The organism is Ruegeria sp. P10 (assembly GCF_056534925.1).
The window spans coordinates 14,619-27,896 of the sequence record NZ_JBQERJ010000007.1; the positions used below are offsets into that span (position 1 = coordinate 14,619).

Annotated in this window: 9 protein-coding genes; 3 read left to right on the plus strand and 6 right to left on the minus strand. The window is 59.8% G+C overall.

Annotated elements, in window-relative coordinates; all coding sequences use genetic code 11:
* The first annotated feature begins 169 nt into the window (after nt 1-169).
* Entirely contained in the window at nt 170-1,438 is a 1,269-nt protein-coding gene (locus ACR0FB_RS12790) for an MFS transporter (protein ID WP_480621100.1), read from the plus strand.
* 48 nt (nt 1,439-1,486) lie between these two features.
* On the opposite strand, the gene ubiV is transcribed toward ACR0FB_RS12790, so the two are convergent.
* Genes ubiV through ubiT form a run of 3 tightly spaced genes read right to left on the minus strand, consistent with a single transcriptional unit; the run spans nt 1,487 to nt 3,928 of the window.
* Nucleotides 1,487-2,404 (minus strand): ubiquinone anaerobic biosynthesis protein UbiV, encoded by a 918-nt coding sequence (gene ubiV, locus ACR0FB_RS12795; RefSeq protein ID WP_480621097.1) that lies wholly within the window; start codon nt 2,402-2,404, stop codon nt 1,487-1,489.
* A gap of 4 nt (nt 2,405-2,408) precedes the next feature.
* Nucleotides 2,409-3,386, minus strand: a complete 978-nt coding sequence (gene ubiU, locus ACR0FB_RS12800) for a ubiquinone anaerobic biosynthesis protein UbiU (protein WP_480621123.1) — start codon at nt 3,384-3,386, stop codon at nt 2,409-2,411.
* A complete protein-coding gene (gene ubiT / locus ACR0FB_RS12805; RefSeq protein ID WP_371807770.1) occupies nt 3,386-3,928 on the minus strand; it encodes a ubiquinone anaerobic biosynthesis accessory factor UbiT in 543 nt (180 codons plus the stop codon). The genes ubiU and ubiT overlap by 1 nt, the downstream gene beginning before the upstream one ends.
* 137 nt (nt 3,929-4,065) lie before the next feature.
* On the opposite strand from ubiT, the gene ACR0FB_RS12810 reads away from it, so the two are divergent.
* Nucleotides 4,066-5,574: a UbiD family decarboxylase gene (locus ACR0FB_RS12810; RefSeq protein WP_480621121.1), complete on the plus strand. Its 1,509-nt coding sequence runs from the start codon at nt 4,066-4,068 to the stop codon at nt 5,572-5,574.
* Nucleotides 5,571-6,188, plus strand: a complete 618-nt coding sequence (locus tag ACR0FB_RS12815; protein ID WP_480488863.1) for a UbiX family flavin prenyltransferase — start codon at nt 5,571-5,573, stop codon at nt 6,186-6,188. The genes ACR0FB_RS12810 and ACR0FB_RS12815 overlap by 4 nt, the downstream gene beginning before the upstream one ends.
* A gap of 61 nt (nt 6,189-6,249) precedes the next feature.
* Here the strand turns inward: ACR0FB_RS12815 and ACR0FB_RS12820 are convergent, their stop codons facing one another.
* From ACR0FB_RS12820 to ACR0FB_RS12830, 3 genes are all read right to left on the minus strand, one after another.
* Entirely contained in the window at nt 6,250-8,667 is a 2,418-nt protein-coding gene (locus tag ACR0FB_RS12820; protein ID WP_480621095.1) for a GcvT family protein, read from the minus strand.
* Between the two features lie 28 nt (nt 8,668-8,695).
* Nucleotides 8,696-9,946, minus strand: a complete 1,251-nt coding sequence (locus tag ACR0FB_RS12825; RefSeq protein ID WP_480621093.1) for an aminotransferase class V-fold PLP-dependent enzyme — start codon at nt 9,944-9,946, stop codon at nt 8,696-8,698.
* A 241-nt stretch (nt 9,947-10,187) separates the two neighbouring features.
* Nucleotides 10,188-12,662, minus strand: coding sequence for a CoA transferase (locus ACR0FB_RS12830; protein WP_480621091.1), 2,475 nt, complete (start codon nt 12,660-12,662; stop codon nt 10,188-10,190).
* Nucleotides 12,663-13,278: the final 616 nt, after the last annotated feature.

Below are 13,278 nucleotides of genomic sequence, written 5' to 3' on the forward strand. Positions count from 1 at the left end.
AATTCCTGCGGGCACAGAGGCCAATCCGTTTAGCCGAAAACCCAGTTTCAATGGGCCTTGGGACGGTTGAATCCGACATAGTGGCCCGCAACGGAGAAGTTCCATCAAACGACATCCCGATGTCGTAGGAGTTGTATACAGGCCCGCCCCGCATCAGTAGCGGTTCGCTATGATACGCGCGTTAAACGAAAACTGGGCACTGTTCCTTGGGATGTTCATGCTGATGGTTGCCAACGGTCTGTTGGCGACGTTGCTGACGATCCGGGGGGCCAGTCTGGGCTTTAGTGACTTCACGATTTCCGTCATGCAGGCAAGCTATCCCCTGGGTGCGCTTGCAGGGACGGCACTTGCCCCGAGGCTGGTCGAAAATGTCGGGCATATTCGGGCATTTTCAGCCCTCGCCTCGCTGGTTTCGATTGCGGCCATCGTGCATCTGCTGACCAGCGACGCGATCAGCTGGAGCGTGATGCGTCTGTTGGGCGGATTTTGTTACCCGGGGCTTTACGTCATCACCGAAAGCTGGCTGAACGCGAAGTCCGAGAACAACATGCGCGCTCAGGTCCTGTCGCTGTATTTCATTATCCAGCTTGCCGGCCCGGCGCTTGGCACCACCATAGTAGGCTTTCCCGACCCCACTGGGAACCTGCTGTTCGGGCTTGTTTCCATCCTGATTTCGCTTTCGATCGTGCCGCTTCTTCTGTCGGGCAACAAGGCGCCGGAATATGCCGCTCCGGAACGCATGTCGGTTCCCGTGCTTTACAAGGTTTCGCCCATCGCAGTCATCGGTATCGTTCTGGTCAGCATCGGTGTCGCGGCGTCTTATATCTCGTTGCCGCTTTATGCGTTGCAAAACGGCTTTACGACGGCGCAGGCGTCAGGGGCGCTGGTGGCGGCGCTGATCGCCGGTGCGGTGGTGCAATACCCGATCGGCTGGCTGTCTGATCACACCGACAGACGCTATGTGGTAATCGGGCTGGGTGTCGTTACGACTCTGTCCAGTCTTTGGATGGCCATCGATACGTCGCCGTCTCATATCGTCTATGGTTTTGTTCTGATCGCAATCGGGCTGTATCCCGCGTATTCGATCCTGACGGCGCATGCCAATGATCAGCTCAAGCTGTCTCAGATCGTTCCCGCCAGTGGCACGATGGTGCTGCTGCTGAATGTCGGCCTGCTGGTGGGAACCATGCTGGGGCCGAACTCTATCTCATTGTTCGGCGGGCGCGGTCTTCCGTTTCTTCTGGCGGCTATCGGTATTGCGGTCGCCCTTTTCGCATTGATCCGGCGTGTTCAGGTGGCCGCTCCCACCGATACCGGCGATGTGCAGGTCGTGGGGATTATCGGCACCGGGCAACCCGGGGTCTTGCAGGCCGAAACCTGGGTTCGAGAGGAAGAATTCCGGACAAACCCGGACTCATCCCAAGGGTTCAAAGCATAGGCTGTTTCATTCGCGTCCGGCGCGACGGACGCCGTGCCGATGCGGCGGTCAAACCGAGATCGAAGCCGCCTTTGATGCACCGGACCATTCTGCACCGCAGGACCCCTTCAGAAATCCGTCGCTCAACCGAATATCAGGATCAGCGCCACGCAGGGCGCGCTCCACTTCTCCTTGGGGAAGATCACCGTCGATACGTTTTCGATACAGTTCGCACAGTTGACGGAATCCGCCAGATTGCGGCGACAGACGCAACGCCGAGATGCCAGCCTGTTTCAGCAGGTCGATCTGATGGTCCGTACAGGCATGGCTGTCTGACAGGGTCTGCACACCGTTCATGGCCATAAAAGGCTTGCCGTCACCGGTCAGAACGTCCAACCCGTCCGGATCGTCTTCGCAGGCAAACTGGCAATTGTCCTTGCTGCGCCCATGCAATCGCGCGTGGTAACAGCGCCCGGAAATGGCCAGCGGCAGCCTGCCATGCCCCCATATTTCGATCGCGACGCCCAAGTCCGAGGCAGCTTGCGCCAGCGTTTTGACCGAAGCGATGGGCAATTCCGGCGGAAGACAAACCCGGCGCGCACCCCGAGCAGCCAACCATTTCAAAGTACCTTCGTTGTAGACATTTACCAGCGGGCCAACGGCAAACGTGCAGGTGCCGGGCAAATGTGCCAGCGCGGTCAGATCGTTGATCTCGACCATGACGCCCATTTCTGCAAGCTCAGCCGTGAGTTTGCGCTCGCGTTTCAGGGTCACAAGGGCCAGGCTTGTCAGCGCAACCTCTTTGCCCGCCTCCACCAGCCGGGAAATCGCCGCAGGGATACGATCCTGGTAAAACGGCAAGCGCTTGGAACAGACCAGTTCCCCAAGCACGACGCGGTCGACGGGCGATCGGGCCAGATCATCATAAAATGCAGCCCAGGTTTCGGAGGGCCAGAAGAACTGGTTCGGGCCTATTGTCAGTTCCATCGGATCACCTCCACGTCTTTTTGTAAGCGCCGGTCGTCATGGCCTGCCCTTCCGACAGTCGCGCAAGCATACCTTCGGGCATCGGCTGGCCTGACTCCAGCGCATCGACCGCGGCGCGAAAATTCCGAACGACCTGTGCGACATAAGATTTTGACCGCTGGCGCCCTTCGATCTTCAAGGCTGTCACACCTGCCTTTTGCAATTGCGGGATCAGCTGTTCTGCGTTCAAGCTGACGGGATCCTCGAACAGGTGCCCGGTTTTTTCACCTGCGGAAAAACACCCTTTGCACAAAGTCGGATACGGTGCGGGCTCATCCCGTTCGACCCGGTGGATCAGGTACCCGCCAAGGCGCGCGTTCAACGCGCCCTGTTCTTCTTGATACTGCACATGGCTGGCAGGGGAGCAGACACCATTCATGTTTGGAGACAACCCGGTGGCATAAGAGGACAGCGAGCATCGCCCCTCGGCCATGACGCAAAGACCGCCGAACACGAAGACTTCGGTTTCGACGTCGGTTTCAGAGTTGATCGCGGCAATTTCCGGAACGGACAAAACGCGCGGCAAGACCACCCGCTTTACACCGAAAGTTTCGGCATAGAAATTGATCACGTCAGCATTGGCCGCCGCGGCCTGCACGGACAGATGTCTGCGCAGCTTGGGATGATGTCGCGCCGCGTAGTCCAGCAAGCCCAGATCGGCGAGAATGACAGCATCTGCACCGCAGGTTTCGGCATCCGCCACCGCTTGTTTCCAAATCCCTTCGTTGCCTGCCTGCGGGAAGGTATTGATTGCAATCAAGACCTTCGATCCGTGATCATGGGCAAAGGAAATTCCGGCCCGCATTTCAGCGCGGTCAAAGTTGAGCCCCGGAAAGTTCCGCGCATTGGTTTCGTCATTGAAGCCACAATAGACCGTGTGAGCCCCGGCCCTGACGGCTGCACGCAGGGCCGCGGGCGTTCCCGCCGGGCAAACGATTTCCATTACCATAGAATCGCGTCCTCGGGTCGGGTCAGGCACAGGCCGGTCCGACGCTCTGCAAAGGCGATGATCTGCTTCAGCTGGCGTTCAAGCGGGCCGGAAAGGGTTGCGGCCTCGTGCGCGAGGTCCAGCTCTGCGTCGTCAATTGCGTTGCGCAGCGCCAGTGCCGCGGCTGTGTCGCCCTCGATCACCAGATCGCGCGAAAAGAACAGGGCGTCACCGTCAAACGCTCCATGTACCAGCCCCAACAGCGCCGCCAGTGGGCCGGAAATTCGCGCGGCCCCGTCCACGCGCCCGCGGCTCAATCTTATACTCGGTGCGCCGTCATTCGGTTCGAGCAGAAGGACAACGGGCAGATCCGTTGGATCAAGCACAAAGGCTGCCCGGCTGTATTCCCCGAGCCGGTTGAGCAAATCGGGGTGTTTCTTGGTTATTTTGCGGGAAAACGCCGTCAGTGACAGCGACAAGGGTGCAAGCGGAACAAACCGCAGGGCTGCGGCCAAAGCGGTAGGGCATTGCGGTATCTGGTTTAGGGGATCGGACAAACAGACCTCCTGCTGTCTCAAAAAAGTGAACCGGTGCGGCCTTCCTAAAGCCGCCCCGGCGCCCGGGACTTGACGGTTGTCAATTCGACCGGTCTCTTTCGCTGCTAGAGGGTAGGCACCATCGCCGGAGCAAACCCATTCGCACTCTGCCGCCATATCCCAGCCTTCGACATTTTCTGAAATGGTGTGAAGAAAAAGGGCAGTTCAGGCGCATCGCCGAACCGGTTTCCGTGCGCCATCAAATGACCGCTGTCCACCGCGCCGTGTTAGAGGCCAATGGGCCCGTGTTGCAATTCGACACGCCGACGGGCGTGCCCTCGGGGCAGTGCAACATGCCGGTTGTGGTCAACCTGTTCGGAACTTCGGAACGCGTCGCCGCCGGGCTGGGCGTTTCTTCCGATGGGCTGGATGATCTGGGCGCGTTTCTGGCCGCGCTTCGGGCCCCGACGCCGCCGGGCGGGTTGCGGGATGCGCTGTCCCGGTGGCCGATGCTGAAGGCCGCATTGTCCACACGACCGAAGCAGGTCAAAACCGCCGCTGTTCAGCAGGTTTGCCAAAGCGGAGCCGATGTTGATCTTTCTGCGCTGCCGATCCAGACACACTGGCCCCGGGACGCGGGGCCCCTGATCACCTGGCCTGTGGTCATCACCCGCCCCCGTGGCAGCGAACCCGACGCGGTACAAACTTACAACGCCGGCGTTTATCGCGTTCAGGTGCTGGACCGGAACCGTCTGATTATGCGCTGGTTGCCACATCGCGGCGGGGCTGCCCATCATCGCAGTTGGGCGCAGCACGGCGAAAAGACGCCGGTCGCAATAGTTCTGGGCGCAAACCCCGCGACCTTGTTGTCGGCGGCTCTGCCCCTGCCCGAAATGGTGTCTGAGCTGACATTTGCCGGGGCCCTGAACCAGAACCGGCCACGATTGGTTCCGGCCAAATCCGTCCCTCTGCTTGTACCGGCAGATGCCGAGATCGTTCTGGAAGGCTGGGTGTCGCCAAGCGAGACAGCACCCGAAGGGCCGTTCGGGGATCATACCGGGTACTACAACCCCGCCGAGCCGTTTCCGGTGATGCATGTCACGGCCGTGACCCATCGCGAGGCACCACTGTATCTGTCAACCTATACCGGACGCCCGCCTGACGAACCTGCGATCATTGGCGAAGTGTTCAATCGATTGGCCTTGCCGACCATTCGCGCTCAGATCCCCGAAATACACGACCTTTGGCTGCCGCCTGCCGCCTGTTCCTATCGCATCGCCATCGTCGCCATCGACAAGCGATATCCGGGCCAGGCCCGGCGTGTGATGATGGCGCTTTGGGGGATGCTGCCGCAATTCAGCTATACAAAGATGATCGTTGCGGTAGATGCCGATATCGACCCCCGAAACTGGAACGATATCGCCTGGGCGCTTGCCACGCGAATGGACCCGGGCCGCGATGTGATGATCCTGGACAGGACACCCATGGATTATCTGGATTTCGCCTCGCCGGAACCCGGTCTGGCCGGAAAGCTGGGCATCGACGCCACGACAAAAACAGGCAGTGAAACACAGCGGGAATGGGGGACGGTCATGCGCACCGACAAAGTTGATCACGCATTTGCGGAAGACCTGATAGACAGATTGATGCCAGAGCTGAGAACATGACGAAAACCCGAGTAGTCTTAGGCGTGTCAGGCGCTTCCGGTGCGGTTTTGAGCCTTGCGGTCGCACGACATCTGACATCGGCGGATATCGAAATCGACCTGGTCGTCAGCCCCGCTGCCCGTCTGACGCTTGCGCAGGAATGCGGCCCCGATGCCCTGAAGGAACTGCGGCAGTCGGCAACCCGTCATCACGCGCCCGCCGATATCGGGGCCAGTATAGCGTCCGGTTCGGTGCCGGTATCCGGGATGATCGTCGCGCCCTGTTCCATGCGCTCATTGGGTGCGATCGCGCATGGACTGGACGACAACCTGCTGACACGAGCGGCGGGCGTTCAGCTCAAGGAACGACGCCCACTGGTACTGCTGACACGAGAAGCGCCGCTGACACTGGCGCATTTGCGCAATATGACGGCGGCCGCAGAAATGGGAGCCATCATCCTGCCCCCTGTGCCTGCCTTCTATTTAAACCCGGTCAACATAACCGAAATCGCGGATCAGATCGCAGCGCGCGCTGTTGATTGTCTGAAGGTTTGCGCACCGGCCGCGAAACAGTGGCATCCCGAAACCGAGGCGGACCCTGTCGAACGGTTCGAAAGCAAATTGCACATCCCATAGCCACAGATCGCGGATGAGATCTGCGGCTATGGGATGACCTTGATCCGGCGGGCCGGTTGTTTCAGTCGCGCAGCCTGCCGCCCAAAGGATCGAACGGCGCCTCTGCCAGCACCCGAGCCTTATGCGGTTTGCCAATCACCTGGATCACCACTTCATCCCCTGGCTGCGCCACCTCGGGGTTGCGGAAACCCAATGCCAGAGATTTCCCGACTGAATACCCGTACGCCCCCGATGTGACACGGCCGACAGGCGCACCATCAGGTGTAAAGATCGGCTCACTGCCGGTGGCGTCGGCATCCTCGGTCACGTCCAGTTCAAAGATGGACAGGACCTCGCGCGGAGCTTTGTCCTTGATGGACAGATAGGCGTCTTTGTGCAGGAAATCCTTGTCCAGCTTGATCAGGCCCGTCAGCCCGACCTCTTGCGGCCAGTATTCCTGGGAATATTCCCGCCCCCAGGATCCATAACCCTTTTCGATGCGCAGCGACCCAAGCGCCCGTCCACCCACGGGGCCGCCACCGCAGTCTTCGGCGGCTTCGAGCAACGCAGAGTAAAGCGCGACCTGATCGGTTTCGGCGCAGTGCAGTTCCCAACCCAGATCGCCGGTAAAGCTGACCCGGATGGCCACGCAATCAACACCTGCTACGGTGATCTTCCGGGACCGCATGAAGCGGAACGCTTCGTTGGAAAGGTCTGCATTGGTCAGGCGCGCCAATGCCTCGCGTGATTTCGGGCCGGCGATGTTGAACCCGGCGATGCGGTCCGTTGCGACGTCAAGAGTTGTGCCCTGAGGCATTTCCACCATCTGAAAGAAGCGCTGATGATAGCGTTCAGCCATGCCGGAGCCAATCATCATATATTCGTCTTCCGCCAGCTTGGTGACGGTGAAATCCCCCGCCACGCCACCGCGGACCGAAATCAGCGGCGTCAGGCAGCTGCGCCCAATTTCGGTCGGCACGCGATTGGCCACCAGGCGGTCCAGCCAGTCGTAGGCACCAGGCCCTTTGATCACGTAATTGGCGAAGTTCGAGATATCGATCACGCCCACGCTGTCGCGCAGCATCTGAACCTCGCGCCCGACCGGATCAAACCAGTTCTGGCGGGTGAAACCAGTGGTCTCTTCGGTGCCGGGTACATCGGCAAACCACAACGGGTGTTCCCAGCCACAGTTGAGACCAAAGACACAGCCCATCTGTTTCTGCATCTCGTAGGCGGGGCGCACACGGGCCGGGCGGCCTGCACTGCGTTCTTCATTCGGGAAGTGAATTTTGAACCGATGGGTGTATGCGTCTTCGACCCGGGCCTTGGTGAACTTTTTGTCGGCCCAGTCGCCAAAGCGGGCGAGATCCCAGGCGAACATGTCATATTGCGGCTCACCCACGATCATCCATTGCGCCGCCAGCAGCCCCAGCCCGCCGGATTGCGAGAAGCCGGGGATCAGACCGCCGCAGAGGAAATAGTTCTTCAGTTCGGGCACCGGCCCCCACAGCATATTGGCATCGGGCGACCAGATCATCGGGCCGTTGATTACCCGTTTCACCCCGGCTGTGGCGGCAACCGGCACGCGTTCGGTGGCGCGGATCACATTTTCCATGATCCGGTCCAGATCGTCGGGAAACAGATCATGCGCGAAGTCAAGCGGCGTACCGTCTTCGGCCCAGAACTTCATGTCTTTCTCATAGGCCCCGATCAGCAGGCCGTTGCCCTCTTGTCGGAAGTAATACTCGCCGTCCCGGTCGGCGATTGACGGCAGACGACGGCCCAGACTGGCCACTTCGTCGATGCTTTCGGTCACGAAATACTGATGTTCGGTCGGTTGCAGCGGCAGGGTCAAGCCTGCCAGCGCCGCCACCTCGCGCCCCCAGAGGCCCGCCGCGTTGACCACCCATTGGGCATGAATGTCACCCTTGGGCGTACGAACGATCCAACTGCCATCGGGTTGCTGTTCCGTGGCGATCACCGGGCAGAACCGTTCGATGGTAGCCCCCATCGCACGGGCCCCGGCGGCATAGGCATGCGGTACGCCGGACGGGTCCACATTGCCGCCATCAGGTTCGTACATGATACAGCGGATGTCATCAAACTGCGCCAGCGGGTGCAGCTCTTTGGCCTCTTCCCGGCTGACCTCGTGAAAATTCAGCCCATAGAACCGGGCCTTCGCCTCTTGCAGGCGCAACTGCTGTTCGCGCTCTTCGGTCTGGGCCAGATAGAGCGATCCGGGCTGGAACACCCCGCAGCTTTGGCCGGTTTCCTTCTCCAGCTCTTTGTACAGGTTCATCGTATAGTGCTGGATGCGGGTGATGTTGTTGTTGTCATGCAGACCGTGGATGTTGGCCGCCGCGTGCCAGGTCGATCCGCTGGTCAGCTCATCGCGTTCCAGCAGGATCGAGTCCGTCCAGCCGAGTTTGGCAAGGTGATACAGGATCGACGTACCGGCAAGGCCGCCGCCGATGACAACAGCTTGTGCATGGGTTTTCATGAGGGAATGTCCTTGGATATGGCGCGGCTCAAGCGGCGATTTCTTTCATGACGGCAAGGAATTTGGCGACTTCGCCGATCGAGTTGTAGTGACACATCGAGACCCGTACACAGGCATCATAGCCAAGCGGTGTCAGGATATTGCCGGAATAGTGGTCCGCCTTGCGCAGATGCGTGCGGATACCGTGTTCGTTCAGCCGTTTGACGACCTCGGACGAGGCCACGCCTTCGACACGCAGCGATACCAGACCTTCTCGTGCCGGGTTGTCGGCCCCGCCCAGAATGGTGACTTTTTCCATCTCGGCCAGGCCGCTCAGGTTACCGGTGCCGTGGATCATCGCATCGGTCAGCGCCTTTTCCTGCGCATGGATCGCATCACCCGCCGCCAGAAACTTGCCGCGCCGGTCTTCGGCATCGCTGACCTGACTGCCCAGCCATTCGAAATAGAATACGACGTCGGACATCGTGGCATAAGCTCCGGTGTCGCGCGTGCCCATTTCCCAATTGTCCGCGGGGCCATTCAGCAAGGCGTTGTGCTCCAGCGCGGTCAAGCGATCAGAGATCCAGGCCACGCCGTAGCCATGACGCGAAAACACCTTGTAGGGCGAAATCACATAACCATCGACGTCATAGGCGGTCAGATCGATCCGGCCATGCGCTGCGTGCTGGATGCCATCGACGATGATGAAACAATCCGGAGCCACGGTGCGGATGGCCTGAGAAACGGCAGCGACATCAACGCCCATTCCCGTCACCGGAGAGGTATGCAGGATCGTCGCCACTTTGGTATCCGGTGTCACGGCCGCGGCATAGGCTTCGGCCAAGACGGTGCCGGTGGCGTCATCATGGGGTACCAAAACGTGGGTTTGCCCGGAAATGCGGGCCCAACGATCACAGGCCGAACGCGTCGCCGGGTGTTCCAATGTGGATCCCAGCACAACGCCCGGACCCGTTCCCAGACATGCGTTCATGATCAGCCGGAACAACAGTTCTGTACCGCTTTCACCCACAAAGAACTGCCCGCCGGGTGCGTTCATGAAATCCCGCATATCCGCCTTGGCCGCGTTGATCGTGGCGACCAGCGCATGGGATCCCGGATTGTCGCGCCCCTGGTTGTCCGGGATGGCGGCGTAACGAACCGAGCTTTCCAAAACTGAATTCAATGTCAGTGCGCCTCCGGCATTCTCGAAAAAGATCCGCTCACCCTGTTCGGGGCAATGATCGATCTGGGCAAATCGGCTGCGGATTTGGTTCAGCAGGCTCTCTGATATTTGGCTCATGGTCAGTGGTTCTTGTTTCGTTGTGTGTGCAAAGCTGTGCTTTGCCGACCCTAGGACGGTTCTTGCCGCAAGACATGCAAAAAAAACTGTGGCAAAGCGGTTGAATATTCTGTGCAAGTCGCGCGGGTGCCAGTCCAAAGCTTGTCACGACAGATATTGCCCATCGCCAGGCCCGGGAGCCCGTGCCTGCGGCGGCGGATGGCATATCTTCTTGATTTCCGAACCGTCTGTGGCTGGTCGGCTACTCGGGCAAGTACTTTTCCGACCAGCTTTCGGCGGCCGATCCAGCAGAGATCATCGCGTCGATATCCTCATCTGCATAACCGACGTTTCGCAGAATGCTGCGTGTATCCGCGCCGTATTTCGGCATCGGTCCGGGAATGACGATCCGGGCGCGTTCGGGTCGCACGGCATTTGGGGCAACCAGATCGCACCACCGGCCCATGGGATGCATGTCATGCCGAATGACGTTGAACGTTCCCCGCGTCAGGTCGATATTCCCGGCGCTTTCCGGCTGCAACACGGCGTCGCGCGTGTCATGCAACGATCCAAGAGGCATGACAGTGCTGGCGGAACCGGAAAACGCCTTTTGCCAGTATTCAACAGGTTGCCTTGCAAAATGATCCGCAAGCGCATCCGGCAATTCCTTTTCCGGCATATCGGCCACGCTGGCGAGGTCCGAGACACGGCGCAGGGCTTTGCGTTGTTCGGTGGGTGCGGCAAAGAACATCCACCCGTCCGCCGCGCGGTAACAATGGTAGAATGGTCCCCAGCCCATAGCTGCGCTCCCGGCCGGTTCGTCAAAGGGCGCGCGGCCTTCGAAATCATACATCAATTGCGCCTGAATGAGGTTGCCGGCCGCCGCCAACGCAGCCCGCGCAATCCCGCCTTTGCCGGTTTTCTGCAATCTCAGCAGGGCCGCACCAAGCGCAACACATGCGCAATAGCCGGTCAGAACGTCAATGGTACCGAAATGCGCATGCTCTTCGGGCGTGGCCATGCCACCGCCAAAACGCACCATGACCCCTGTCGCCGCCTGCGCCAGGTCGTCATACCCCAGATGGTCCGATTTGGGTCCGCGCGCAGGACCGCCAAAGGCATCGAGTTGCACCAGTATGAGACGGGGGTTGATCGCCGCCAGCTCTTCCGCGCTCAACCCCAGGGCATCGCGCTGCTCATCCGTGCCGTTTATGGTGATGACATCCGAGGAGTCGATGAGCCGCCGTAACGCCCGCTTCCCGTCATCCGAGCTCAGGTTCAGCAAAACGCTTTGTTTTCCACGATGTGCGTGCAGGCCGAAAACCACGGTGTTCCACGGATCAACTGATGGCTCTGCCGGCTGAACGGAAGTCACCTGAGCGCCAAATCGTGCCAGCGTGGACCCGACCGTCGGACCGGCGATCACGTTGGTCAGGTCCAGCACCTTCAACCCCTCCAGCCAGCCCTGGCCGCTTGCGGCTGGTGGTCCGCTGCGCGGCGGTTCGGCAAGGATCGTTGAAACGGGTGCGTCATCGGAATCGGGGCCCGGTTTTTTGACCAGCGCAGCGCCATCATCCGCAAGCCACGCAACATTTCCCATCTGCTGCATCTTCCCATGACGCGGGTCCTCTACCTCCAACACCAGGCCCGAGGCCAAAGCGTGCGGATCGGCCAGCCATTCCTTGCTGAACCGTTGCGCCGTTCCGGGCGCCTTGGCAGACCCGAAAAGGGCTTCCCACTCATGAGAGGGCCTTGTCAGAAAGGCCTTTTTCATTGCGTCGGATACACGCGCGCGATCCCTTGCTCCGACAGGGTAGTTGCGCAGCGACCATTCATCCGGCCAGTCTGCGGTATCGAGATAGGCGTCGAAGTCCGGCAATTGATCGGCAAGGTGTTTGAGGCCAAGCGTCTCCAACACCCGCCGGGGATGTGTTTTCACACTGCCCGCCACCACATAGAACCCACGCCCGTCGGCGCAGGTATAAGTTCGATAGAAAGGGTCCAGGAACTCTTCCAGTTCCGCAAAGCTCAGATCCATTGGCAAGCCTTCGGCTGCGCGCCTGTCAAGTTCCACTTCGCGAGGGGACTTGTAACGTTCGGGATAGTCTTCAATCTGCTCACAGTTATACACCAACCCTTCCAGCAAGGCCGAAGCCAGAGGCACCTCGATGTGGTCGCCTCCGTTCCGGTCACGTGCAGCCAAGGCGAACTGCACGGCCATCGCGCCGAACGAAGCGCCATAGGCGGATGCCAGCGTCAAAGGTGAAAAGGATGGGTTGATGCCCATCAGGCGCCGGTTCAGCCCCATATCCGTGAATTGCCCAGTGCGGGCCGCGATCACGGCTTCCCACGCCGGAAGATCGGCCAGCGCGGGATCGGTTGAGGCAAACCCCGGCAATGACAATGACACGATGCGCGGATTTATTTCGCGCAGAGCTTTCGGACCCAGGCCCAGCCTCTCCATCACGCCGGGCCGGAAGTTCTCGATCACCACGTCAGCCCGCGCCACAAGTTCGCGCGCGACCTGCAAACCCCCTTCGGATTTGAGGTCGATCGTCACGGCGATTTTGCCACGTGACAGCATGTCTGTGGCCGGTTCTTTCAATCGCGGGCCACAGGGCGGGTCGATGCGGATCACCTCTGCCCCCAAATCAGCAAGCATCATGCCAACCAGTGGACCAGCCAGGTATTGGCCAAAATCGAGGACACGAATATGATTGAGTGGCCTTGCAGTCATTCGTTGTGACCCTCCCAGGGTGTTTGGTGAGTTTGTTGCGAATCGGCGTGCAGGCAAGAGGTCACAACGCCCTTCTCGGAACAGGCTGAGTTTTCGGGCTTGGGACATAACGCGATCAATGCAACACCTGCCCTTGTTCAACACGCGACAAGGCGGCCACGGCCGAGCTTCACAGCCTTCTCCGGCGACCGCTGGGCGTACCATGCAGCCGAGCAATGCCAAGAAGTTGTTCGATTTGACCAAACCATGTCGCAAACGAGAAACACCGCTCAAAAATCCGCGTGTGACGCGAACTTGGAAGCGCTTCGAGGCTTGGATGGAAGCGGATCAGTCGGCTTGAAAGATCACCGGACCGTTGCGCCCGGCAGTCAGAAAACAAGTTATTGGAATCGCTCAAGAACGTGACGCTTCCCAAGTGTCAGGCAACACAAGACAAAAGGTCACGGCGCAATCGGGCCAAGGGCCACGTTGGCACGTGGCAGGACCTGTCGCGACACATGGCCGGCAATTGCGCTTCCGATAATTTATCCCTTTTTCCGACAATTTGACAACCATCTACATCAATTCGTCAAATTGGCACCTATGAATTGTCGTGGCCGCGCGTCACGCTTGCGAC